Consider the following 23,903-nt stretch of genomic DNA (forward strand, 5'->3'; position numbering starts at 1 on the left):
TATTCTAACATGTTTTTTGAAAAGACGTATTGTTTGTGATAGAAGGAGCAGTTGGGTAAACTATTCGTTGTGACATTTAGGAAGGGGGTCCGATTATGAAATCGGTAATTGAGGTACAAGGGTTACGTAAAGAGTTTACAGCTTATTCAAGTCGTCCGGGATTAAAGGGTGCATTTCGCGATTTATTAAATCGTAATTATAAAATAGTACCAGCAGTAAATGATGTTTCTTTTACTGTAAAGCAAGGTGAAATGGTTGGTTATATTGGTGAGAATGGTGCTGGTAAATCAACGACGATTAAAATGCTTACAGGGATTTTGACTCCGACATCAGGACAAATTACAGTGAATGGAATGAATCCACACAAACAGAGAGAAGAATTTGTAAGAACAATCGGCGTTGTGTTTGGTCAGCGTTCCCAGCTTTGGTGGGATATTGCTGTACAAGAATCATTTCGTTTATTGAAGAAAGTGTACGGTGTATCAGACGCTCAGTATAAGGAACATATGGAACATGTTATTGAAACGTTAGATATCGGTCCTTTATTAGATAAACCGGTACGGAAATTATCTCTTGGTCAAAGAATGCGTTGTGAATTGGCAGCGGCGTTAATTCATAATCCGCCGTTATTATTTTTAGATGAGCCAACAATTGGACTAGATGTTCTTGTGAAATTGAAAATACGAGAATTCTTAAAAGAGATGAATGAACGTTATAAAACAACAATTTTATTAACGACACATGATATTACTGATATTGAAGCTTTATGTGAACGCGTCATCATGCTTGATGAAGGGAATATTATGTATGACGGATCTTTAGATAATCTTCGTACGCAGTGGGGAGTAGAGAAGGAAATACATTTTCAGTTTGTTGCCCCAGTTTCATACCAGGAGTTATCAATGGTTATGCCGGATAGTCATGTTGTTTGGTCAAAAACGAAAGAAGAAAACGCATGGGTTGCAAAAATACCGAATGAAGAAGTTATCATTTCTATGTTGATTTCTAAAGTAGTACAAGCCTTTCAAATTAAAGATTTGAAAATTAACGAAGTGTCTACAGAGGAAATTATTCGTAACATTTATGAAGAAGGTATTATGCATGGGTAAGTATATTGAAATGATTCGGATTCGCTTTTTAATGATGCTTGCTTATCGTACAAATTATTACAGCGGGATTTTAATTTATACGATTAACATTGGTGCGTATTATTTTTTATGGCAAGCAATTTATAGCGGGAAAGAGAATATTGAAAGTTTATCTATTTCGCAAATGACTACGTATATTGCGATCGCATGGATGGCACGCGCTTTTTATTTCAATAATATAGATAGAGAAATTGCGATGGAAATTCAAGAAGGACGTGTGGCGGTAGAGCTAATTCGTCCATATAACTATTTAGGTATGAAAGTTATGCAAGGGCTTGGAGAAGGGATATTTCGTTTTGCTTTCTTTTCAATTCCGGGTATGGTTATTGTTACGTTATTATTTTCATTACAAATTACAACAAATTTTCAAACGTGGTTATATTTCTTCTTATCTTTAATATTTAGTTTTATCATTAATACACAAATAAATTTAATGACAGGAATGCTTACATTCTTCTTATTTAATAATAGTGGAATTATGTATGCGAAACGTGTTGTTATCGATTTATTTTCTGGTTTATTATTACCGATTAGTTTTTATCCGTTATGGGCCCAAAAAGCAATGGTGTTTTTACCGTTTCAAGCAATTAGTTATATTCCGAGTATGATTTTCTCTGAAGGTATACAAGGAAATAAGTTATATGAAGCTTTATTATTTCAAGTGATTTGGGCAATTATACTTATTATTCCAATTGTACTGATGTGGAAAACGGCGAGAAAACGTCTAATCGTACAAGGGGGATGACGAGATGATATATATAAAATTATTTTTGCAATATGCAAGTCAATATATAAAAACAAAATTGGAGTATCGTGGCGATTTTATCGTCGGATTACTTTCAGATTTATCACTACAAGCTGTTAATTTAATCTTCATTCTCGTTGTGTTTGGGCATACCCAAGCACTAAAAGGGTGGAGCCGAGAAGAAGTAATCTTTATTTATGGGTTCTTTTTAGTACCGTTTGCCATTTTTTCAGCTTTCTTTAATATATGGGACTTTAATGATCGTTACATTATTAAAGGAGAAATGGACCGTATATTAACGAGACCGATTCATAGTTTATTTCAAATTATATTAGAAAGAATGGAACTTGAATCTTTAATTGGAGCTATTACGGGGATTATTGTGATGGGTTATGCAGCAATGGAGCTGCAATTATCTTTTTACTGGTATGATTTCTTCTTATTCCTACTCATGGTAGGGGGAGGAGCACTTGTGTACGGCGGGATATTCGTTACGCTTGCAAGTTTTGGCTTTTGGTCGGATGCGAAAAGTTCCATTATGCCGCTTATGTATAACATAGGGAATTATGGACGCTACCCTGTTGATATTTATAACCGTGTTATTCGCTTTGTTTTAACGTTTGTTTTACCGTTTGCATTTGTTGGGGTATATCCAGCAGCATACTTTTTAAGAAAAACAGAGTGGAATAGCTATGCTTTCGCAACTCCAATTGTTGGTGTTATCTGTTTTACTATTGCAATTACCCTCTGGAATCAAGGGGTTAAACGATATCGTGGTGCAGGAAATTAATTATAGAAGCTTGTTCGTTTCTAAGGGATAAATCAGCTACAGTCCTCATACATATAAAACGAGGTGGAGGACATGTTATGGGGATTTATTCTATTAATTGCAGCAATCGCTATTTTGAGAAGTGTCCAATTATTATGGAGTTCATATTCAAATTCCAATCGTTTCTTTTCGCTGTACAATTTAGCTACGTTGTTTTTGATTTATACAACGGTACTGATTGCGTTTGGATTAAGTTATGTTGTGCTAGAGGAAATGGGTTTTGCAGTTTTGAAAGAAGATGGGGATAGGCTAAGTGCTCATTCCTTTCAGCTCGTTGAAATATGTTTATATTTTAGCGCGGTTACTTTATTGTCCGTTGGATATGGTGATATAGCTCCGATTGGAATCGGAAGATGGATTGCAATTGGAGAAGCGCTAATTGGATATACATTACCGTTTGCCTTTGTGATGAGATCTGTAATAGACAATGAAAAATAAGGTCGCATTTGATATAGTAAAAGAAAAGAGAAGGAGTGATAACAATGATTACAGTAGGAGAAATGGCACCAGAATTTACATTAGAAGGAAGTAACGGAGAACAAATTCGCTTAGCTGACTTTCGCGGTAAAAATGTAGTCCTATATTTTTATCCGAAAGATATGACTCCGGGATGTACAACTGAAGCATGTGATTTTCGTGATGCATATGGATTATTTCAAGAGAAGGATACGGTTATACTTGGTGTAAGTCCAGATTCAGCAAATAGACATATGAAATTCATTGAGAAGCATGAGCTTCCATTTGTACTTTTAGTAGACGAAGATCATAAAGTAGCAGAATTGTACGATGTTTGGAAGTTGAAAAAGAACTTTGGAAAAGAGTACATGGGAATTGAGCGTTCTACATTCCTTATTAATAAAGACGGTGAGCTTGTAAATGAGTGGCTTAAAGTGAAAGTGAAAGGGCATATTGAGGATGTTCTTTCTTATATAAAATAAATCTATATTAATGAGGAGAAAAAATACATATGTAAGGCATGCGTCTATACATATTTTCTTGCGATACATAAAGTGAAAGTGTAGGGCATACCTCCTCAGATGATAGTATTCCAAGTGCGATTATGTCGCACTTTTTTCTATGTAAATGTATAGGGAATGGGGGAAGATACATAAGAATAAGGCTATATACGAAAATAAACCACATACTTATAGTAGAAATATTGACGATTTATAAGAAAAAGAGTACACTCTTTATAAGAATTATAAAATAATAATCCGTATAGAATCGGGGTGCATGACGGTGGTCAAAGAAGAATTAAAAGAAGCGCTAGAAATGCTAAAAAATACGGGTGTACGCATTACTCCACAGCGTCATGCTATTTTAGAGTACCTTGTGGAATCTATGACGCACCCAACAGCGGATGACATTTATAAAGCATTAGAAGGTAAGTTTCCAAATATGAGTGTTGCAACTGTCTATAATAACTTACGTGTGTTTAAAGAAGTTGGACTTGTAAAGGAATTAACTTATGGGGATGCTTCAAGTAGATTTGATTATGTTACAAGTCAACATTATCATGTGATTTGCGAAAAATGTGGTAAGATTGTTGATTTTCCTTATGGAGGATTGGAACAGCTTGAAGAGGAAGCTGCAAAAACGACAGGCTTCGTTATTAATAGTCATCGCTTAGAAATTTATGGCGTTTGTCCAGAGTGTCATAAGGCGTAATATATAATAAAGAAAGAGGTTGACGGCTATACGTCGACCTCTTTCTTTATTATATATGGGAATCGTGTTAGACTCATGAGGATTTAAAATGTTAAGTGAAGAATCAAATTTAATAAGAACAAATACAAGAGGTGATTTCTTAGTTAAGAAATCACCTTTTTAATGAGATGAAACTTCTTTAGTTTTGTAAGCTCCATATACCTATGATTTATAACTCTTCTTATTATATTTCTCATCAAATTCTTTTCCTTCTAGATTTCGATCAAGTGTTAAAGGTTGATTGCAATGCATACATGCGTCGACACGACCGAGCATTTTTGTTGGTTTATCGCAGCTTGGACAAATAATTTGTATCGTTTTTGTAGATAACATACCAATCCAAAAGTAAACAACAGTGCTAGCGATGACAGCTAAAAAACCAACCATCATAAAGGTTGTCATAATGATGATGTTTTCGCGAAAAAAGACACCTAAGTATGCAATGAAGAGGCCGATAAATACTAAACTCAATGCAAAGGTTCGGATTTTATTAATTTTGTTCGAATATTTAATACCCATTCCCACCACACTCCTATAGGAATAATATAACACACAATTTAGAATATTTTACGAAAACGAAGGTGATGATTAAATTTATCACTTATTAAAGAACAGTAGTGTTTTCTTTTAAGATGCAATACAGAAAGAGATTAGGTGGAAGGAGCATGTCTATAAAAGAGGAGTAGTAATTTTTTTCTATAGTTAATTTAGTTTTTTAACGGGATGTGAAATTTTTTCGGAAAAAGTATTGACCCTATATATACTGCGTGATATATTAATAAACGTCGCTGATGCGGAAACGCAGTAAACGACAAAAAAGAAATTTGAAAAACTTAGTTGACATCGAAAAACGAAGATGTTAACATAAGGAAGTCGCAATTGAGCGGCGAAGTAGTTCTTTGAAAACTGAACGAAACAAACAACGTGAACGTCAATTTTTATTTTTAGATGCTAGACAAACTAACTTTATTGGAGAGTTTGATCCTGGCTCAGGATGAACGCTGGCGGCGTGCCTAATACATGCAAGTCGAGCGAATGGATTAAGAGCTTGCTCTTATGAAGTTAGCGGCGGACGGGTGAGTAACACGTGGGTAACCTACCCATAAGACTGGGATAACTCCGGGAAACCGGGGCTAATACCGGATAATATTTTGAACTGCATAGTTCGAAATTGAAAGGCGGCTTCGGCTGTCACTTATGGATGGACCCGCGTCGCATTAGCTAGTTGGTGAGGTAACGGCTCACCAAGGCGACGATGCGTAGCCGACCTGAGAGGGTGATCGGCCACACTGGGACTGAGACACGGCCCAGACTCCTACGGGAGGCAGCAGTAGGGAATCTTCCGCAATGGACGAAAGTCTGACGGAGCAACGCCGCGTGAGTGATGAAGGCTTTCGGGTCGTAAAACTCTGTTGTTAGGGAAGAACAAGTGCTAGTTGAATAAGCTGGCACCTTGACGGTACCTAACCAGAAAGCCACGGCTAACTACGTGCCAGCAGCCGCGGTAATACGTAGGTGGCAAGCGTTATCCGGAATTATTGGGCGTAAAGCGCGCGCAGGTGGTTTCTTAAGTCTGATGTGAAAGCCCACGGCTCAACCGTGGAGGGTCATTGGAAACTGGGAGACTTGAGTGCAGAAGAGGAAAGTGGAATTCCATGTGTAGCGGTGAAATGCGTAGAGATATGGAGGAACACCAGTGGCGAAGGCGACTTTCTGGTCTGTAACTGACACTGAGGCGCGAAAGCGTGGGGAGCAAACAGGATTAGATACCCTGGTAGTCCACGCCGTAAACGATGAGTGCTAAGTGTTAGAGGGTTTCCGCCCTTTAGTGCTGAAGTTAACGCATTAAGCACTCCGCCTGGGGAGTACGGCCGCAAGGCTGAAACTCAAAGGAATTGACGGGGGCCCGCACAAGCGGTGGAGCATGTGGTTTAATTCGAAGCAACGCGAAGAACCTTACCAGGTCTTGACATCCTCTGAAAACTCTAGAGATAGAGCTTCTCCTTCGGGAGCAGAGTGACAGGTGGTGCATGGTTGTCGTCAGCTCGTGTCGTGAGATGTTGGGTTAAGTCCCGCAACGAGCGCAACCCTTGATCTTAGTTGCCATCATTAAGTTGGGCACTCTAAGGTGACTGCCGGTGACAAACCGGAGGAAGGTGGGGATGACGTCAAATCATCATGCCCCTTATGACCTGGGCTACACACGTGCTACAATGGACGGTACAAAGAGCTGCAAGACCGCGAGGTGGAGCTAATCTCATAAAACCGTTCTCAGTTCGGATTGTAGGCTGCAACTCGCCTACATGAAGCTGGAATCGCTAGTAATCGCGGATCAGCATGCCGCGGTGAATACGTTCCCGGGCCTTGTACACACCGCCCGTCACACCACGAGAGTTTGTAACACCCGAAGTCGGTGGGGTAACCTTTATGGAGCCAGCCGCCTAAGGTGGGACAGATGATTGGGGTGAAGTCGTAACAAGGTAGCCGTATCGGAAGGTGCGGCTGGATCACCTCCTTTCTATGGAGAATTGATGAACGCAGTTCATCAATAAACGTTGACTTGTTTTGTTTCGTTCAGTTTTGAGAGAACTATCTCTCAAGTTTAAATGTATGTTCTTTGAAAACTAGATAACAGTGTAGCTCATGTTTTTTTAATTTTAGTTTGGTTAAGTTAGAAAGGGCGCACGGTGGATGCCTTGACACTAGGAGTCGATGAAGGACGGGACTAACGCCGATATGCTTCGGGGAGCTGTAAGTAAGCTTTGATCCGAAGATTTCCGAATGGGGAAACCCACTATACGTAATGGTATGGTATCCTTACCTGAATACATAGGGTATGGAAGACAGACCCAGGGAACTGAAACATCTAAGTACCTGGAGGAAGAGAAAGCAAATGCGATTTCCTGAGTAGCGGCGAGCGAAACGGAATCTAGCCCAAACCAAGAGGCTTGCCTCTTGGGGTTGTAGGACATTCTATACGGAGTTACAAAGGAACGAGGTAGACGAAGCGACCTGGAAAGGTCCGTCACAGAGGGTAATAACCCCGTAGTCGAAACTTCGTTCTCTCTTGAATGTATCCTGAGTACGGCGGAACACGTGAAATTCCGTCGGAATCTGGGAGGACCATCTCCCAAGGCTAAATACTCCCTAGTGATCGATAGTGAACCAGTACCGTGAGGGAAAGGTGAAAAGCACCCCGGAAGGGGAGTGAAAGAGATCCTGAAACCGTGTGCCTACAAATAGTCAGAGCCCGTTAATGGGTGATGGCGTGCCTTTTGTAGAATGAACCGGCGAGTTACGATCCCGTGCGAGGTTAAGCTGAAGAGGCGGAGCCGCAGCGAAAGCGAGTCTGAATAGGGCGTTTAGTACGTGGTCGTAGACCCGAAACCAGGTGATCTACCCATGTCCAGGGTGAAGTTCAGGTAACACTGAATGGAGGCCCGAACCCACGCACGTTGAAAAGTGCGGGGATGAGGTGTGGGTAGCGGAGAAATTCCAATCGAACCTGGAGATAGCTGGTTCTCCCCGAAATAGCTTTAGGGCTAGCCTTAAGTGTAAGAGTCTTGGAGGTAGAGCACTGATTGAACTAGGGGTCCTCATCGGATTACCGAATTCAGTCAAACTCCGAATGCCAATGACTTATCCTTAGGAGTCAGACTGCGAGTGATAAGATCCGTAGTCAAGAGGGAAACAGCCCAGATCGCCAGCTAAGGTCCCAAAGTGTGTATTAAGTGGAAAAGGATGTGGAGTTGCTTAGACAACTAGGATGTTGGCTCAGAAGCAGCCACCATTTAAAGAGTGCGTAATAGCTCACTAGTCGAGTGACTCTGCGCCGAAAATGTACCGGGGCTAAATACACCACCGAAGCTGCGAATTGATACCAATGGTATCAGTGGTAGGGGAGCGTTCTAAGTGCAGTGAAGTCAGACCGGAAGGACTGGTGGAGCGCTTAGAAGTGAGAATGCCGGTATGAGTAGCGAAAGACGGGTGAGAATCCCGTCCACCGAATGCCTAAGGTTTCCTGAGGAAGGCTCGTCCGCTCAGGGTTAGTCAGGACCTAAGCCGAGGCCGACAGGCGTAGGCGATGGACAACAGGTTGATATTCCTGTACCACCTCTTTATCGTTTGAGCAATGGAGGGACGCAGAAGGATAGAAGAAGCGTGCGATTGGTTGTGCACGTCCAAGCAGTTAGGCTGATAAGTAGGCAAATCCGCTTATCGTGAAGGCTGAGCTGTGATGGGGAAGCTCCTTATGGAGCGAAGTCTTTGATTCCCCGCTGCCAAGAAAAGCTTCTAGCGAGATAAAAGGTGCCTGTACCGCAAACCGACACAGGTAGGCGAGGAGAGAATCCTAAGGTGTGCGAGAGAACTCTGGTTAAGGAACTCGGCAAAATGACCCCGTAACTTCGGGAGAAGGGGTGCTTTCTTAACGGAAAGCCGCAGTGAATAGGCCCAAGCGACTGTTTAGCAAAAACACAGGTCTCTGCGAAGCCGTAAGGCGAAGTATAGGGGCTGACACCTGCCCGGTGCTGGAAGGTTAAGGAGAGGGGTTAGCGTAAGCGAAGCTCTGAACTGAAGCCCCAGTAAACGGCGGCCGTAACTATAACGGTCCTAAGGTAGCGAAATTCCTTGTCGGGTAAGTTCCGACCCGCACGAAAGGTGTAACGATTTGGGCACTGTCTCAACCAGAGACTCGGTGAAATTATAGTACCTGTGAAGATGCAGGTTACCCGCGACAGGACGGAAAGACCCCGTGGAGCTTTACTGTAGCCTGATATTGAATTTTGGTACAGTTTGTACAGGATAGGCGGGAGCCATTGAAACCGGAGCGCTAGCTTCGGTGGAGGCGCTGGTGGGATACCGCCCTGACTGTATTGAAATTCTAACCTACGGGTCTCATCGACCCGGGAGACAGTGTCAGGTGGGCAGTTTGACTGGGGCGGTCGCCTCCTAAAGTGTAACGGAGGCGCCCAAAGGTTCCCTCAGAATGGTTGGAAATCATTCGTAGAGTGCAAAGGCATAAGGGAGCTTGACTGCGAGACCTACAAGTCGAGCAGGGACGAAAGTCGGGCTTAGTGATCCGGTGGTTCCGCATGGAAGGGCCATCGCTCAACGGATAAAAGCTACCCCGGGGATAACAGGCTTATCTCCCCCAAGAGTCCACATCGACGGGGAGGTTTGGCACCTCGATGTCGGCTCATCGCATCCTGGGGCTGTAGTCGGTCCCAAGGGTTGGGCTGTTCGCCCATTAAAGCGGTACGCGAGCTGGGTTCAGAACGTCGTGAGACAGTTCGGTCCCTATCCGTCGTGGGCGCAGGAAATTTGAGAGGAGCTGTCCTTAGTACGAGAGGACCGGGATGGACGCACCGCTGGTGTACCAGTTGTTCTGCCAAGGGCATAGCTGGGTAGCTATGTGCGGAAGGGATAAGTGCTGAAAGCATCTAAGCATGAAGCCCCCTCAAGATGAGATTTCCCATAGCGTAAGCTAGTAAGATCCCTGAAAGATGATCAGGTTGATAGGTTCGAGGTGGAAGCATGGTGACATGTGGAGCTGACGAATACTAATAGATCGAGGACTTAACCATATAATATGAAGCAACGTTATCTAGTTTTGAGAGAATATAAAAAACTTATTGACTTTCAGAGTGAATAAGTTATAATAATGATTGTCTCAAAAGAATAATGTCTGGTAATGATGGCAGAGAGGTCACACCCGTTCCCATACCGAACACGGAAGTTAAGCTCTCTAGCGCCGATGGTAGTTGGGACCTTGTCCCTGTGAGAGTAGGACGTTGCCAGGCAATATTATTCCGCAGTAGCTCAGCGGTAGAGCTATCGGCTGTTAACCGATCGGTCGTAGGTTCGATTCCTACCTGCGGAGCCATTGGAGAGCTGTCCGAGTTGGCCGAAGGAGCACGATTGGAAATCGTGTATACGTCACAAGCGTATCAAGGGTTCGAATCCCTTGCTCTCCGCCATAAGGAATTTATAATATTTGGCCCGTTGGTCAAGTGGTTAAGACACCGCCCTTTCACGGCGGTAACACGGGTTCGAATCCCGTACGGGTCACCACTTTTGGAGGATTAGCTCAGCTGGGAGAGCACCTGCCTTACAAGCAGGGGGTCGGCGGTTCGATCCCGTCATCCTCCACCATATAAATTATATGAATAATATTGTCGCGGGGTGGAGCAGTACGGTAGCTCGTCGGGCTCATAACCCGAAGGTCGCAGGTTCAAATCCTGTCCCCGCAACCAAATGGTCCCGTGGTGTAGTGGTTAACATGCCTGCCTGTCACGCAGGAGATCGCCGGTTCGACCCCGGTCGGGACCGCCATTTTAATAAGGCTCGGTAGCTCAGTCGGTAGAGCAGAGGACTGAAAATCCTCGTGTCGGCGGTTCGATTCCGTCCCGAGCCACCATTTTAATAAAATATGCCGGCTTAGCTCAATTGGTAGAGCAACTGACTTGTAATCAGTAGGTTGGGGGTTCAAGTCCTCTAGCCGGCACCATGTAAGTTTCGGAGGGGTAGCGAAGTGGCTAAACGCGGCGGACTGTAAATCCGCTCCTTCGGGTTCGGCAGTTCGAATCTGCCCCCCTCCACCATTTTACATAGGGGCATAGTTTAAAGGTAGAACTGAGGTCTCCAAAACCTCCAGTGTGGGTTCAATTCCTACTGCCCCTGCCAAATATATAAACACAACATGGCGGTTGTGGCGAAGTGGTTAACGCACCGGATTGTGGCTCCGGCATTCGTGGGTTCAATTCCCATCAGTCGCCCCATTTTTATTTTTTAAAAATTACAAATAAATTAATGGATACTTACATATAATTAAGTAAAACTTCGGTGGGCTATAGCCAAGCGGTAAGGCAACGGACTTTGACTCCGTCATGCGCTGGTTCGAATCCAGCTAGCCCAGCCATTTTTGCGGAAGTAGTTCAGTGGTAGAATACAACCTTGCCAAGGTTGGGGTCGCGGGTTCGAATCCCGTCTTCCGCTCCATTTTAACTTCATATGGCGGCATAGCCAAGTGGTAAGGCAGAGGTCTGCAAAACCTTTACCACCGGTTCAAATCCGGTTGCCGCCTTTCTTTTATGCCGATGTGGCGGAATTGGCAGACGCGCACGACTCAAAATCGTGTTCCTTCGGGAGTGTCGGTTCGACCCCGACCATCGGTATCATGAACGGCGTAACATCAAGGCTCTACACTAATTGTGTAGAGTTTTTTTGTGTTTTCTTCACACTACAAAATAAGCACTAATAGTGCGTTGGGGTAGTGTGCGGTGAGTAAGTGACGAACTTTAGATACAGTTGGAAGAAACTATGAAGTATTAAAAGGATAAAATTTCAGTAGAATATTACATATACAAGAATTTTTTCGAGCACTCTAGAGAGAATCTCTCCACCCTGGTGACATGAAGTTAAATCCGATACCACCAGTTGAAATTACCACATTATCAGCTGGTAATTTCGTAATTTCGAAAAACTTCTTTTCAAACTCTTCTCTGTTGTACTTGTACATAGTTGAGTGACACGACCATATTTGCGTTGAAGTACTCAACCAGTCCCCTAATTCCTTTAATTTAGGGAACGAATCAAAGTGAATTGGACCATCCAATTTTATGAATCTCACTTGATAGATAGTTGGGTTTAACTTCTCTCCTATTCCTTTAAAACCATGTGATTTTTTCTCATTTGAATGTGTCATAATTCTCCCCCTATCTTTTCTTCAAATTTTTTCCTATTTTAATTATACAGCAATAGAAAGTAATTAAGGAAATATTATGGGATTAGTAGAGGAATGAAAAGGAATAACTTTAGTTTGATAATGAATAGTTCATAACATACTACATAACAAATCTTTAAAAGGACATGGCAGCTTTGCCCTGTTTCTTATTGTTTAGCGAGAAATAATAAAATAAATCATCACAGTAATAAATGAAATATGATAAATTTAATCAAGGGAGAGAAATGAAAATAAAAGGTGTCAGTTATTTAATATGATTCCATTTTGGCTCCGTTTCATTTTAATTTATCATGTTTAAAGAAGCTCAAAATTTTTAAAATGCTTTAAAATAAAGGATTTTAAGGGTAGCACTCTATATAAATGTCACCTAAAAAGACCCTAACAGAAATGTTAGGTTTTTTTTGTTAAATTATGCTATGTGATTCTAAAATTCGTAATAAACTTAGGAATTCATGTATAATATAACTTGTCGAAAGAACAAAATGATAGTGATTTATATTATGTCTGTAATATGAATCAAAAATGAACTTTTTATATTTCTTTTAAAAATGTGTTGAATACACATTATATTTCATATTAATATTTTTATGTAGATTTAAAATGGGAAAGAGAGTGGAAAGTATGGGCCGTAAATGGAACAATATTAAAGAAAAAAAAGCATCAAAAGATGCAAATACAAGCCGTATATACGCGAAATTTGGACGTGAAATTTATGTGGCAGCAAAACAAGGCGAGCCAGATCCAGAATCAAACCAAACGTTAAGAGTTGTATTAGAACGTGCGAAAACATACAACGTGCCAAGAACAATTATTGACCGTGCGATTGAAAAGGCAAAAGGCGGTTCAGAAGAAAACTATGACGAGCTTCGTTATGAAGGCTTTGGACCAAACGGATCTATGGTAATTGTAGATACACTGACAAATAACGTAAACCGTACTGCAGCAGATGTACGAGCTGCATTTAGCAAAAACAGTGGTAACATGGGTGTAAACGGTTCTGTCGCTTACATGTTTGATGCGACAGCTGTTATCGGTCTTGAAGGTAAAACATCAGATGAAGTTCTTGAAATCTTAATGGAAGCAGATGTAGATGCACGTGACATTCTAGAAGAAGAAGATTCTGTTATCGTTTATGCTGAACCTGATCAGTTCCATTCAGTACAATCTGCACTTAAAGGTGCTGGTGTTGAAGAATTTACAGTTGCAGAATTAACAATGCTTGCACAAAGTGATGTGGAACTTCCTGAAGATGCTCAAGTACAATTTGAAAAAATGGTTGATGCATTAGAAGATTTAGAAGATGTACAGCAAGTTTACCACAACGTAGACTTAGGGGAATAATATAAGACAGAAGACCCTTTCCTTTAACGGATAGGGTCTTTTTTTATGGAGTTAATTAAGGTGGTAAAGTATTAAAGGTATTTTGTAGCTGCTAGGGAATATGGTTATAGGTTTGTATTTTAAATAATCATATTTCTAGGAGGTATTTCTGTGGAGCATAAAACACCAAAGCATATTGTTGCCGTAGCAGGTTATTTAACAAATGAAAAGAATGAGGTGCTTTTAACGAAAGTGCACTGGCGAGCAGATACGTGGGAAATGCCTGGAGGACAGGTAGAAGAAGGGGAAGCGCTCGATCGAGCTGTTTGCAGAGAAATAATGGAGGAAACAGGATTAACTGTGAAGCCTATCGGAGTTACAGGGATTTATTATAATGCTTCTATGCATATTGTAGCTGTTGTTTTTAAAGTAGCATATGTTAGTGGTGAAATAAAAATTCAATCTGAAGAAATACAAGAGGCTAAATTTGTTGCTTTAAACGAAGAGAACATTGATGAGTATATAACGCGTCCTCATATGAAATCAAGGACACTTGATGCGATGAAAGCAATGCATTTTATTCCATACGAAACATGGGAAGTTCAGCCATATAATCTTATAGGAAGGTTGTAAAGAAAAGGTTAGTTATTTGAGGACAGCTCAAATTGCTAACCTTTTCTTTATGTATACTGTTTCAGAAAAAGGTCACAATAATAAAGTGTAGGCTAATAATTGGCGGAGGAAGCAGGAATACCACCTAATTTCCTAGCTTTAGCCAAGTTTTGAGGGAGAATTCTTACTGCACACAAATAGCGAGATAATCCGAAAGCTAGTATTGATTTACAGAACGTTCGTTCTGTATAATGGTGATATATCGTATATAATTAGATTGCTAGATGTTTAAAAGTATAAATGTATAAACTGATATAATAAAAGAATAAAGTGAAATTAAGGAGAGTCCTACTTCCTATAAATAGTGTGATAAATAAATGTATATTCAATATTTCATATGAATAGTAGATAAAAAGGGACTGTGATACAATACATTTTTACACCTTACAATGTTGTAAGGTAGGTGTAAGAGAAATCGATGGGATATTCTTTTATAACAAGGTATTCTTAAATTAAGAGTTATATGCTGTGTGGAAAAGAGGTGTTCGAGATGAAAGAACGAGTATTATCTAGAGTGAACTATCATCAAAAAGTTGCATTAAATCCATTAACTAAATTTCTTTATAAAGCCATTATATTATTATTATTGTTAAGTTTTGCATTATTATTCGTTGGAAATGTAATGATTGAGCGAAGTGATATTAGTAAATTGCATGTACCTGCTAATTTAGAGGTGCCAGAATCATTAACACACGCATTTATTGCGACGGAAGATAAAAGATTTTATCATCATAACGGTTTAGACTATATAGCGATTATCAGGGCGTCTATTGAGAATATAAAAGCTGGTGGTGTTGTGCAAGGAGGAAGCACGATTACACAGCAGTTATCTAAAAATGCTTTCTTATCTAATGAACGTACATTTTCCCGTAAGTGGAAAGAAATTTTTTATACGAAAAAGATTGAACGTACATTCACAAAGGATGAGATATTAAAATTGTATGTAAGTAATATTTACTACGGAGAAGGCGCATGGGGGATTGAAAAAGCAGCAAACCTTTACTTCGGTAAAAAAGTGGATCAATTAACACTGGCTGAAAGTGCAATGATGGCTGCTATAGTAAAAGCACCGGCTTATTACTCACCTGCACAAAATTATGATAAAGCAGTTGAGAGACGGAATGTAGTTTTAAGGCTAATGGAGAAAGAAGGGTATATAAATCATGATGAATATGTGCAAGCAGTTAGTGAGAAATTAGTAATTCGCCATGATATAAAAACAGAGCAATCCATGTTAAAAAATGCCCGTGAAAAAGCAGTAAGTTAAAAGAAGTTCCTACATAGGAACTTCTTTTTTTAATAATTTGTGACAAAAGGCGACACAATATTGTCACAAACGTTGTATTTTTGTAATTTATGTGAGCGTGTTCATTGCGTGACCTATGTAAGTATTGATATTATGTGTATTGTGTACAATGATGTATACAGAATATGAAATTAAAGAGGAATGTATATGAAATCATCAAACAAACTCATGGCTCTTGGTATAGTTTTTTCTATCGCAGTATTGATTGTAATCGGGACGATTGTGTATAGCATCATAAATGACAAGAAAGATAAAGGGAATGAGATGTTTGCTTATTCTACGCAACAATCTTTAGGAAAAGATGATGCTCCAGTTAAGGTAGTTGAATTTGGAGACTTTAAATGTCCAGCTTGTCGTACTTGGGATGTAACAGTATTACCACGATTAAAAGAAGAGTATATTGATAAAGGTAAAGTGCAGTTATATTTTATTAACTTCCCGTTTATCGGAAAAGACTCTGATTTAGGTGCAGCTGCCGGTGAAGCAATTTATAAACAAGATCAAGATTCATTCTGGATTTTCTATGATGAGATTTATCAAAATCAAAAGAAAGATACGGAAGAATGGATTACAGAAGAATTACTTCTTAATATTGTGAAAGAAAAGCTTCCGAAAATTAATGTAGAACAGTTTAAAAAAGATTTACACAGTAAAGAAATGAAAGACAAAGTACGTAAAGATTCAGATCGTGCTCAAAAATTAAAAGTTCAAGGTGCTCCTTCAGTATATATAAATGGGAATCTTGCAAACCCTGATTTCGATAGTATGAAGAAGGCGATTGATAAAGAATTGAAAAAGTGATGAGGTATCTCATCACTTTTTCGACTTTTTTCGATAAATTTCTTGCTTCGATTTTTTTTACATGCTATACTACTTTACATAAGTTATTTCAATATCTTATATTTTTTTCATATTTGCGGGTGTAGTTTAGTGGTAAAACAAGAGCCTTCCAAGCTCTGGTCGAGAGTTCGATTCTCTTCACCCGCTCCAAATTTTATTTAATGTTTTTCTAATAAATTGTGATCAACGCAGTGTTTCGTTTCTAAGATAAACGAAGCATTGCGTTTTTTAATGTTTGAAAATCATAATTGTATGCGAAAATAGAAGTGAAGAATATTATTCCAAAAGTGAATTGATAACCAGTATAGTCGTTACATAAGGGATGGATTCATCGGTGGAGGCGATTGAAAATGGACTTTGAACAATTAAAGCAAGATGTAATTGCGTATAGTAAAACGATTGGTATAGATAAAATAGGTTTTGCCAGTGCTTCACCATTTGAGGAATTAAAGCAGCGCCTAATCCAGCAACAACAATTGAATTATCAGTCTGGATTCGAAGAGCCTGATATAGAGAAGAGAACGAATCCACAGCTATTGTTACCTGGTGCGAGATCAATTATTGCGATTGCTTTAGCATACCCTTCAAAATTAAAAAATGCACCATTAAGTAAACGAGGGGAACGACGTGGGATTTTTTGCCGTGCTTCTTGGGGCCAAGATTATCACCTTGTTCTACGAGATCGTTTGCAAAAGTTAGAGGCGTATTTAATCGAAAAGCTGCCGGATATAGAAGTGAAATCAATGGTTGATACAGGGGAGCTAAGTGATCGAGCTGTTTCAGAGCGTGCCGGTATTGGATGGAGTGGTAAGAACTGCGCTATTATTACGCCGGAATTTGGTTCGTATGTATACTTAGGAGAAATGATTACGAATGTTCCATTCCCTCCTGATCGGCCAATAGAAGATCAATGTGGAAGTTGTACGAAATGTATTGATATTTGTCCTACAGGTGCTTTAGTACAAGGCGGGCAGTTGGACTCGAAGAAATGTATTGCATTTTTAACACAGACAAAAGGGTTTCTGCCTGAAGAATATCGCGATAAAATAGGAAACCGTATATATGGATGTGATACGTGTCAGACTGTTTGTCCGAAAAATAAAGGAATGGATTTTCATAACCATTCTGAAATGGAGCCTGACCCTGAGTTAGTTAAACCGTTATTAACACCACTTTTAACAATTAGTAATCGTGATTTTAAAGAGAAGTATGGAATTATGTCTGGTTCATGGAGAGGTAAAAAACCATTGCAACGAAATGCTATTTTAGCACTTGCGCATTTTAAAGAAACAGCAGCAATTCCTGATTTAATCGGTGTTATGAAAGATGATCCAAGACCAGTCCTTCGGGGAACAGCAGCATGGGCACTTGGGAAAATTGGTGGAGATGGAGTAGGAGAAGCGATTGAAAAAGCGATGGAACGTGAGAAAGATGAAGAGGTTCTTCATGAAATGAATCGTGGACTTGAATTGTTAGCACAGAAAAAAGAGTAGATAATATCTCCCTTTTTCATATTGTAATATGGGAGGGAGACGAAATGGTTGTAAAAGCGAATATTGAAAAGCAAGTGCAACAGTTTTTAGCATATATAACAGAGAAACGAACAGATGTAGATGGTATTGCAGTAGATTTGTTACAAATGGTACAGAGAAAGAAACAATTGTTTCAAAAGCGTAGTGCACATATAGTGAAAGCAACTGCAGATATTTCTTTCGTTAGACAATTAAATAGTAATGAGCATCAAGAAATTGATTATCAAATACACTTGAAATATTTAATTAAGCATAAAGAATTATTTTATATCGAAGAGGAACAATTAAAACGACGAGTTTGTTTAAAAAATAGTTGTATAATAGATGATTATGCTCTCGAAGTGTCAGAAGAAATAGGAATAGGTGAAACGTTAGAACGGGAAGTCACGAAAGAAAAATACGGTTCATATCAATATAATCGTTTAGAGGCAGTGAAATATGCAGAGCGTTGGTGGGATGATCGCAATTCTGCATACCGTAATTTTCCGGATAATTGTACAAATTTCATTTCACAATGTCTGCATACTGGAGAAGTACCAATGAATGGACATCCTAACATTCGTAAAGGGTGGTGGCAAAGGGGAAACCAGTGGAGTTGGAGCTGGGCTGTAGCACACTCTTTTTATTGGTATTTGTCAGGTGCTACAACAGGACTTCGAGCAGAAGCAGTAGAAAGGCCAGAAGACCTTATTCTTGGCGATGTAATTGCGTATGATTTTGAGGATGATGGTAGGTGGAATCATACGACAATTGTAGTAGCAAAAGACGCAGATGGTATGCCGCTTGTAAATGCACATTCAGCGAATAGCCGCAGGCGTTATTGGAACTATGAAGATTCTAGTAAATATACACCACAAATGAAATATAAATTCTTTCATATTATTAATGGGTAGAGATTTTTCGTTCAAGTGGTATAATACGTAGTAGATAAAAAATAGAGGTGAATATCGCGTGGGAGTACATGTTGTTTTATATCAACCAGAAATTCCAGCAAATACAGGAAATATTGCACGTACTTGTGCAGCAACTGGAACAGAATTACATTTGATTAGACCGCTTGGATTTTCAACGGATGACAAAATGTTAAAGCGTGCAGGATTAGATTATTGGCAGCACGTAAAAGTTACGTATTATGATTCAATCGAAGAATTTTATGAGAAAAATAAAGATGGTGAATTCTTTTATTTAACAAAGTATGGCGAGAAAGCTCATACAGCATTTAATTATAGCAAACGTGAGAAGGATTACTATTTCGTATTTGGAAGAGAAACAAATGGATTACCAGCTAATGTAATTGAAGAAAACTTCGATCATTGTTTACGTATTCCAATGACGGATAAAGTACGTTCATTAAATTTATCTAATACAGCAGCAATTTTAATTTATGAAGCGTTCCGTCAACAAAATTATCCAGGATTAGATTTAGAAATCGTGTATTAAAAGTCGCCATTTGGCGACTTTTTTATTTTTTAAAAAAATATGTAATCATACATTTTAAAAAAGGTACATATTCATATAGAATGAGATATATGAATAAAAATAGATAAGACGGGTTGAGATAAATATGAAGGAACAATATAATAATCAAAATACCTTTTTAAGTATGATAGATATGGATTTAGTAAGACAGGGATTGTTACATGCTATTCAAGATTTAGTGTTTATTGTGAAAGTTATTGATGATGAAACTTTTAAATATATTTATGTGAATAAAATAGGAATGAATCACGCCAGGCTAGGGAAAGAATGTTATGGGAAAACTTTTGCAGAAGTATTACCAGAAGATACGGCAAGGTTATTGCAAGGACACTATGCAAAAGTAATGAGAGAAGCGAGAGCAATTACATTTTGTGATGTAATTAGTTTGCCAACTGGTGATATACATTATGAATCTTCACTTAATCCAGTATGCGATGTAAATGGAACATGTCAGTTTATTATTTGTATTACTAGAGATATTACAGCACAGGTTAAGAAAAAAGTGGAAATAGAAGAAAAACAAATGTTATTTAAGTCATTACTAGAATATAATAATGATTCCATTATATCTGTAGATTCTATTGGAAGAATTACATATGCAAATCCAGCGACTTATGAAATTTTTGGGTATCGATATGAAGAGTTAAAGGACCAATTTATTTTTCAGTTTATAAATAAAGAATATGAAAAAACTTTTCAAATTATATTTAAAAATGCTTTACAGGGAAGAGCAAAACAAATTGTTGCAAAGAAATATATTCATAAAGAAGGATATGAACTTTATATTTCCGTGAGGACAATCCCCATTATTGTGAATAGTGAAATCGTCGGGGTGTACATTGTTACGAGGGATGTTACGAGGCAAGTATTAAATGAGATGAAAACAGAATATTTGGCTTACTTTGATCAGTTAACGGGGTTAATGAATAGAATATCATGTACAAATAAGCTAAATGAATTTTTAGCTGAGAATAAAGAATTCGCATTGGTTTTTATAGATTTGGATGAATTTCACCTTATTAATGATACATTTGGTCATAAAGAAGGGGATCAAGTCTTAAAAAAAGTTACTGAATGCTTACGAGACCTAAAAATAGAAGATATGCATTTATTTAGAGAACATGATGATCAATTTGTTATGTTAATAGAAAATATAACGAGAGAATACGTAGAGGAAGTTGCACAAACAATATTAAAGAAAATTAGTGGGCATTTTGTAATAGAAGAAGAGGATGTTTATTTGAGTGCATCAATTGGGATTGTAATGGCCCCAGAAGATGGAATGGATGAAAAAATGCTTTTCCAAAGAGTCGACGCAGCTTTGGAAAAAGCAAAGGAAAAAGGAAAAGGGTATTATCATTTTTATTGTAGTGGATTAGATTGTGAACGTGAACAAAGGTTTATAATAGAAAATCAGTTACATCGTGCTATAGAGAAAAATGAATTTTCCCTCTATTATCAACCTCAAATTAATATTGAAACGGGAAAGATGGCCAGTATGGAAGCCTTAATAAGGTGGGAGAATAAGGAGCTAGGTTTTGTCTCGCCAAATCAATTTATCCCACTTGCTGAAAGAACAGGGTTTATTATTAAACTTGATGAATGGGTAGTACATCAAGTTTGTGAACAGATACGTGAATGGTTAAATAAAGGATATGAGGTTGTACCAATCGCAGTTAATATTTCAGCTAGACATTTTCGTTCTATTACATTAATAGAGATGATTACACGTGCTTTAAATAAGTACAACGTTCCCCCTCATTTATTAGCAATAGAAGTTACAGAAGGGGCTCTTATACATAAAGATGTATCAAAAAGAGTGTTATTGCAGTTAAAAGAACAAAATTTAAAGATTCATTTAGATGACTTTGGAACGGGATATTCATCTTTAAGTTATTTAAAAACATATCCGATTGATACGTTAAAAATTGATCGTTCTTTTATGGAAGGTATATATAAAGATGAAAGAGATACGAATATTACGGCTGCAATTATTCATTTAGCACATACTCTAGGGTTAAATGTAATTGCAGAAGGAGTAGAAAAGGCAGAACAAATACAGTTCTTAAAGGAAAAGAATGTAAAAATCGTACAAGGTTATTTTTATAATCGCCCTTTATCGATATACGATGTGGAAAATATTTATTTTAAATAGTGTATAAAAAACAAGAAAAAAAGTGATGTGCTGAAAAGCACATCATTTTTTTTGTGTACCTGGCTTATCGTTATAACCAGATGTGAAAATAGCTGTAAGAAATGTGAGTGATACACCTAAAATTAATAATAACTTCATACTAATTTCCCCCTTACTTTTTCGGTTTACGAATCCTATTTGTGAATCGAAATGTATGTAAGGTTCCCAGAAGAAAAGAATTTATTTACAATGAATAGCAGCGTGAAAACTTTAATACCTTTATTATACAGAATTTTCTTTGAATTTTGGAGAGAATTTTATCGCGCTATTATATATTTCGTTTTGATTTAAAGAATGTTTAAGGACATCCTAGCATACCTTTTATAATAATCCGATTGAACAAGGAGATGGGGGAGGAGCTATAATGGATATTCTAAAGAAAATTGAACAATATCGGGAAGCAGAAGAACGTTTACAATGGGAAGGTACGTTTGCGGAGTATTTGGAGCTTGTGAAAGAAAGACCATGGGTGGCTCAAACAGCACACTCTCGCATTTACAATATGATAAAAGATGCTGGAATTGAAGAAGTTGATGGTAGAAGAAAATATAACTTCTTTAGTAATCAGCTATTTGGATTAGAGGATGCTTTAGAACGCCTTGTGGAAGAATATTTTCATCCATCTGCAAAACGATTAGATGTTAGGAAACGTATTTTGTTATTAATGGGGCCTGTTAGTGGGGGGAAATCAACATTAGTTACGATGTTGAAACGAGGATTAGAAACATATTCACGAACAGATCGTGGAGCGATTTTTGCAATAAAAGGATGCCCAATGCATGAAGATCCACTTCATTTAATTCCGCAACATTTACGGAATGATTTCTTTGATGAATATGGAGTAAGGATTGAAGGGAATTTATCACCATTAAATGTTATGCGTCTAGAGCAAGAATATGGGTCAAGAATTGAGGATGTAGTTGTAGAGCGTATTTTCTTCTCTGAAGATCGCCGTACAGGAATTGGTACATTTAGTCCTTCCGATCCAAAATCACAAGATATTGCCGATTTAACAGGTAGTCTAGACTTTTCTACAATTGCAGAATACGGTTCGGAATCAGATCCTCGTGCATATCGATTTGATGGAGAATTAAATAAGGCGAACCGCGGCATGATGGAATTCCAAGAGATGTTAAAATGTGATGAGAAATTTTTATGGCATTTACTATCGCTTACACAAGAAGGGAATTTTAAAGCAGGAAGATTTGCGCTTATTTCAGCAGATGAATTAATTGTAGCGCATACAAATGAAACAGAGTATCGTTCCTTCATAGCAAATAAGAAAAATGAAGCATTGCATTCACGAATTATTGTAATGCCGGTTCCATATAATTTACGGGTTAGTGAAGAAGAACATATTTATGAAAAAATGATTCGTGAAAGTGATGTGTCCAATGTTCATATTGCACCGCATACACTTCGCGTTGCAGCAATGTTCACTATTTTAACTCGTTTAAAAGATCCGAAGCGTCCAGATATTGATTTAATTAAAAAGATGCGTTTATATGATGGAGAAACGGTAGAAGGATATAATACGATTGATGTAGAGGAACTGCAACGCGAATATCAAGATGAAGGTATGAAGGGGATTGACCCTCGTTATGTCATTAACCGAATTTCTTCTACAATTATTCGAAAAGAGGTACCATCTATTAATGCACTAGATGTACTGAGATCGTTAAAAGACGGATTGGATCAGCACCCGTCAATTAGTAGTGAGGACCGAGAGCGCTATATGAATTTCATCTCATTAGCGAGAAAAGAATACGATGAAATTGCTAAGAAAGAAGTACAAAAAGCATTTGTTTATTCATACGAAGAATCAGCTAAGACACTTATGGATAATTACTTAGATAACGTCGAAGCATACTGCAATAAATCAAAATTACGTGATCCGTTAACTGGTGAAGAAATGAGCCCAGATGAAAAACTTATGCGTTCGATTGAAGAGCAAATTGGAATTTCAGAAAATGCTAAAAAGGCATTCCGTGAAGAAATTTTAATTCGCATTTCTGCTTATGCACGTAAAGGAAAACGCTTTGATTATAATTCACACGAACGTCTTCGTGAAGCGATTCAGAAAAAACTATTTGCCGATTTAAAAGATATAGTGAAAATTACAACATCAACGAAAACACCAGACGAAAATCAGCTTAAGAAAATCAATGATGTTGTTGCACGCTTAATTGATGAGCATGGCTATAATTCTTCATCTGCGAATGAATTGTTACGATATGTAGGTAGTTTGTTAAATCGATAGTTTGATAACAAAACGCTGTCTCTTATTCTTGGGGCGGCGTTTTGTTATCTATTGATATTTGTAAAAAATGTCATAGCTTGTCCGAATATAATAAATTAAGATGCGATTTTATGAATTTCTTGTCAAT

Annotated in this window: 17 protein-coding genes, 16 tRNA genes and 3 rRNA genes; 34 read left to right on the plus strand and 2 right to left on the minus strand. The window is 38.3% G+C overall.

Annotated elements, in window-relative coordinates:
• The first annotated feature begins 95 nt into the window (after nucleotides 1-95).
• From NSQ08_RS01140 to perR, 6 genes are all read left to right on the plus strand, one after another.
• On the plus strand, nucleotides 96-1,109 hold the full coding sequence (locus tag NSQ08_RS01140; protein WP_002029644.1) for an ABC transporter ATP-binding protein: 1,014 nt from the start codon (nucleotides 96-98) through the stop codon (nucleotides 1,107-1,109).
• Entirely contained in the window at nucleotides 1,102-1,893 is a 792-nt protein-coding gene (locus NSQ08_RS01145; RefSeq protein ID WP_002140292.1) for an ABC transporter permease, read from the plus strand. Before NSQ08_RS01140 ends, NSQ08_RS01145 begins: the two co-directional genes overlap by 8 nt.
• Before the next feature lie 4 nt (nucleotides 1,894-1,897).
• On the plus strand, nucleotides 1,898-2,683 hold the full coding sequence (locus NSQ08_RS01150) for an ABC transporter permease (RefSeq protein WP_002125070.1): 786 nt from the start codon (nucleotides 1,898-1,900) through the stop codon (nucleotides 2,681-2,683).
• A 72-nt stretch (nucleotides 2,684-2,755) separates the two neighbouring features.
• Entirely contained in the window at nucleotides 2,756-3,160 is a 405-nt protein-coding gene (locus tag NSQ08_RS01155) for a potassium channel family protein (RefSeq protein WP_002125072.1), read from the plus strand.
• 44 nt (nucleotides 3,161-3,204) lie between these two features.
• Nucleotides 3,205-3,660 (plus strand): thioredoxin-dependent thiol peroxidase, encoded by a 456-nt coding sequence (gene bcp, locus NSQ08_RS01160; RefSeq protein WP_340770608.1) that lies wholly within the window; start codon nucleotides 3,205-3,207, stop codon nucleotides 3,658-3,660.
• 301 nt (nucleotides 3,661-3,961) lie between these two features.
• The gene (gene perR, locus NSQ08_RS01165) at nucleotides 3,962-4,390 is read left to right on the plus strand and encodes a peroxide-responsive transcriptional repressor PerR (protein ID WP_000237831.1); all 429 of its coding nucleotides are present in this window, start codon (nucleotides 3,962-3,964) and stop codon (nucleotides 4,388-4,390) included.
• A gap of 201 nt (nucleotides 4,391-4,591) precedes the next feature.
• Here perR and NSQ08_RS01170 read toward each other — a convergent pair whose 3' ends face one another.
• On the minus strand, nucleotides 4,592-4,948 hold the full coding sequence (locus NSQ08_RS01170) for a YgzB family protein (RefSeq protein WP_002125074.1): 357 nt from the start codon (nucleotides 4,946-4,948) through the stop codon (nucleotides 4,592-4,594).
• A 447-nt stretch (nucleotides 4,949-5,395) separates the two neighbouring features.
• On the opposite strand from NSQ08_RS01170, the gene NSQ08_RS01175 reads away from it, so the two are divergent.
• The 18 genes from NSQ08_RS01175 to NSQ08_RS01260 all read left to right on the plus strand — a co-directional run bounded on the left by NSQ08_RS01175 (nucleotide 5,396) and on the right by NSQ08_RS01260 (nucleotide 11,604).
• Nucleotides 5,396-6,947, plus strand: a 16S ribosomal RNA gene (locus NSQ08_RS01175).
• 146 nt (nucleotides 6,948-7,093) lie between these two features.
• Nucleotides 7,094-10,014, plus strand: a 23S ribosomal RNA gene (locus NSQ08_RS01180).
• 100 nt (nucleotides 10,015-10,114) lie between these two features.
• Nucleotides 10,115-10,230, plus strand: a 5S ribosomal RNA gene (rrf, locus tag NSQ08_RS01185).
• Together the 16S, 23S and 5S rRNA genes with 15 tRNA genes alongside form the textbook arrangement of a ribosomal RNA operon.
• 8 nt (nucleotides 10,231-10,238) lie before the next feature.
• Nucleotides 10,239-10,313: transfer RNA gene (locus NSQ08_RS01190), tRNA-Asn, on the plus strand.
• 2 nt (nucleotides 10,314-10,315) lie between these two features.
• Nucleotides 10,316-10,407: transfer RNA gene (locus NSQ08_RS01195), tRNA-Ser, on the plus strand.
• Nucleotides 10,408-10,426: 19 nt separating this feature from the next.
• A tRNA-Glu gene (locus NSQ08_RS01200) sits at nucleotides 10,427-10,501 on the plus strand.
• Between the two features lie 5 nt (nucleotides 10,502-10,506).
• Nucleotides 10,507-10,582: transfer RNA gene (locus tag NSQ08_RS01205), tRNA-Val, on the plus strand.
• A 24-nt stretch (nucleotides 10,583-10,606) separates the two neighbouring features.
• Nucleotides 10,607-10,683: transfer RNA gene (locus NSQ08_RS01210), tRNA-Met, on the plus strand.
• Nucleotides 10,684-10,686: 3 nt separating this feature from the next.
• Nucleotides 10,687-10,762 (plus strand) — tRNA-Asp (locus NSQ08_RS01215).
• A gap of 9 nt (nucleotides 10,763-10,771) precedes the next feature.
• A tRNA-Phe gene (locus tag NSQ08_RS01220) sits at nucleotides 10,772-10,847 on the plus strand.
• A 14-nt stretch (nucleotides 10,848-10,861) separates the two neighbouring features.
• Nucleotides 10,862-10,937, plus strand: a tRNA-Thr gene (locus tag NSQ08_RS01225).
• A gap of 10 nt (nucleotides 10,938-10,947) precedes the next feature.
• A tRNA-Tyr gene (locus NSQ08_RS01230) sits at nucleotides 10,948-11,031 on the plus strand.
• Between the two features lie 8 nt (nucleotides 11,032-11,039).
• A tRNA-Trp gene (locus tag NSQ08_RS01235) sits at nucleotides 11,040-11,113 on the plus strand.
• A gap of 19 nt (nucleotides 11,114-11,132) precedes the next feature.
• A tRNA-His gene (locus NSQ08_RS01240) sits at nucleotides 11,133-11,208 on the plus strand.
• Between the two features lie 65 nt (nucleotides 11,209-11,273).
• Nucleotides 11,274-11,348 (plus strand) — tRNA-Gln (locus NSQ08_RS01245).
• Nucleotides 11,349-11,353: 5 nt separating this feature from the next.
• A tRNA-Gly gene (locus tag NSQ08_RS01250) sits at nucleotides 11,354-11,428 on the plus strand.
• 14 nt (nucleotides 11,429-11,442) lie between these two features.
• Nucleotides 11,443-11,513: transfer RNA gene (locus NSQ08_RS01255), tRNA-Cys, on the plus strand.
• Between the two features lie 9 nt (nucleotides 11,514-11,522).
• Nucleotides 11,523-11,604: transfer RNA gene (locus NSQ08_RS01260), tRNA-Leu, on the plus strand.
• Nucleotides 11,605-11,813: 209 nt separating this feature from the next.
• Here the strand turns inward: NSQ08_RS01260 and NSQ08_RS01265 are convergent.
• Complete coding sequence (locus tag NSQ08_RS01265; RefSeq protein ID WP_002140297.1) at nucleotides 11,814-12,134, minus strand: DUF3884 family protein; 321 nt, start codon at nucleotides 12,132-12,134, stop codon at nucleotides 11,814-11,816.
• 660 nt (nucleotides 12,135-12,794) lie between these two features.
• Between NSQ08_RS01265 and NSQ08_RS01270 the strand changes: the two genes are divergently transcribed.
• The 10 genes from NSQ08_RS01270 (at nucleotide 12,795) to NSQ08_RS01315 (ending at nucleotide 23,776) form a co-directional block, all read left to right on the plus strand.
• Nucleotides 12,795-13,514 (plus strand): YebC/PmpR family DNA-binding transcriptional regulator, encoded by a 720-nt coding sequence (locus tag NSQ08_RS01270; protein WP_002113875.1) that lies wholly within the window; start codon nucleotides 12,795-12,797, stop codon nucleotides 13,512-13,514.
• A gap of 150 nt (nucleotides 13,515-13,664) precedes the next feature.
• Entirely contained in the window at nucleotides 13,665-14,126 is a 462-nt protein-coding gene (locus NSQ08_RS01275) for an NUDIX hydrolase (RefSeq protein WP_201038658.1), read from the plus strand.
• Nucleotides 14,127-14,655: 529 nt separating this feature from the next.
• Nucleotides 14,656-15,432, plus strand: a complete 777-nt coding sequence (locus NSQ08_RS01280; protein WP_002029649.1) for a transglycosylase domain-containing protein — start codon at nucleotides 14,656-14,658, stop codon at nucleotides 15,430-15,432.
• 186 nt (nucleotides 15,433-15,618) lie between these two features.
• Nucleotides 15,619-16,272, plus strand: coding sequence for a DsbA family protein (locus NSQ08_RS01285; RefSeq protein WP_002091101.1), 654 nt, complete (start codon nucleotides 15,619-15,621; stop codon nucleotides 16,270-16,272).
• Nucleotides 16,273-16,387: 115 nt separating this feature from the next.
• Nucleotides 16,388-16,461: transfer RNA gene (locus tag NSQ08_RS01290), tRNA-Gly, on the plus strand.
• A gap of 200 nt (nucleotides 16,462-16,661) precedes the next feature.
• On the plus strand, nucleotides 16,662-17,804 hold the full coding sequence (gene queG, locus NSQ08_RS01295) for a tRNA epoxyqueuosine(34) reductase QueG (protein WP_340770632.1): 1,143 nt from the start codon (nucleotides 16,662-16,664) through the stop codon (nucleotides 17,802-17,804).
• 44 nt (nucleotides 17,805-17,848) lie between these two features.
• A complete protein-coding gene (locus NSQ08_RS01300; RefSeq protein WP_002029655.1) occupies nucleotides 17,849-18,736 on the plus strand; it encodes an amidase domain-containing protein in 888 nt (295 codons plus the stop codon).
• Between the two features lie 58 nt (nucleotides 18,737-18,794).
• A complete protein-coding gene (gene trmL, locus NSQ08_RS01305) occupies nucleotides 18,795-19,283 on the plus strand; it encodes a tRNA (uridine(34)/cytosine(34)/5-carboxymethylaminomethyluridine(34)-2'-O)-methyltransferase TrmL (RefSeq protein WP_002029656.1) in 489 nt (162 codons plus the stop codon).
• 124 nt (nucleotides 19,284-19,407) lie between these two features.
• Nucleotides 19,408-21,477 (plus strand): sensor domain-containing protein, encoded by a 2,070-nt coding sequence (locus NSQ08_RS01310; RefSeq protein ID WP_002140299.1) that lies wholly within the window; start codon nucleotides 19,408-19,410, stop codon nucleotides 21,475-21,477.
• Between the two features lie 403 nt (nucleotides 21,478-21,880).
• Entirely contained in the window at nucleotides 21,881-23,776 is a 1,896-nt protein-coding gene (locus tag NSQ08_RS01315) for a PrkA family serine protein kinase (protein WP_002029658.1), read from the plus strand.
• Nucleotides 23,777-23,903 lie beyond the last annotated feature (127 nt).

The organism is Bacillus sp. FSL E2-8887 (assembly GCF_038007205.1).
Classification (GTDB): Bacteria; Bacillota; Bacilli; order Bacillales; family Bacillaceae_G; genus Bacillus_A; species Bacillus_A mycoides.

Excerpts from the sequence above, each read along its gene's own strand:
- NSQ08_RS01270 (WP_002113875.1), top strand. The coding sequence starts at position 12,795 with ATGGGCCGTAAATGGAACAATATTAAAGAAAAAAAAGCATCAAAAGAT.
- NSQ08_RS01170 (WP_002125074.1), bottom strand. The coding sequence starts at position 4,948 with ATGGGTATTAAATATTCGAACAAAATTAATAAAATCCGAACCTTTGCA.
- queG (WP_340770632.1), top strand. The coding sequence starts at position 16,662 with ATGGACTTTGAACAATTAAAGCAAGATGTAATTGCGTATAGTAAAACG.
- NSQ08_RS01310 (WP_002140299.1), top strand. The coding sequence starts at position 19,408 with ATGAAGGAACAATATAATAATCAAAATACCTTTTTAAGTATGATAGAT.
- NSQ08_RS01280 (WP_002029649.1), top strand. The coding sequence starts at position 14,656 with ATGAAAGAACGAGTATTATCTAGAGTGAACTATCATCAAAAAGTTGCA.
- NSQ08_RS01150 (WP_002125070.1), top strand. The coding sequence starts at position 1,898 with ATGATATATATAAAATTATTTTTGCAATATGCAAGTCAATATATAAAA.
- NSQ08_RS01285 (WP_002091101.1), top strand. The coding sequence starts at position 15,619 with ATGAAATCATCAAACAAACTCATGGCTCTTGGTATAGTTTTTTCTATC.
- NSQ08_RS01140 (WP_002029644.1), top strand. The coding sequence starts at position 96 with ATGAAATCGGTAATTGAGGTACAAGGGTTACGTAAAGAGTTTACAGCT.
- NSQ08_RS01155 (WP_002125072.1), top strand. The coding sequence starts at position 2,756 with ATGTTATGGGGATTTATTCTATTAATTGCAGCAATCGCTATTTTGAGA.
- NSQ08_RS01315 (WP_002029658.1), top strand. The coding sequence starts at position 21,881 with ATGGATATTCTAAAGAAAATTGAACAATATCGGGAAGCAGAAGAACGT.
- NSQ08_RS01265 (WP_002140297.1), bottom strand. The coding sequence starts at position 12,134 with ATGACACATTCAAATGAGAAAAAATCACATGGTTTTAAAGGAATAGGA.
- NSQ08_RS01300 (WP_002029655.1), top strand. The coding sequence starts at position 17,849 with ATGGTTGTAAAAGCGAATATTGAAAAGCAAGTGCAACAGTTTTTAGCA.
- bcp (WP_340770608.1), top strand. The coding sequence starts at position 3,205 with ATGATTACAGTAGGAGAAATGGCACCAGAATTTACATTAGAAGGAAGT.
- NSQ08_RS01145 (WP_002140292.1), top strand. The coding sequence starts at position 1,102 with ATGGGTAAGTATATTGAAATGATTCGGATTCGCTTTTTAATGATGCTT.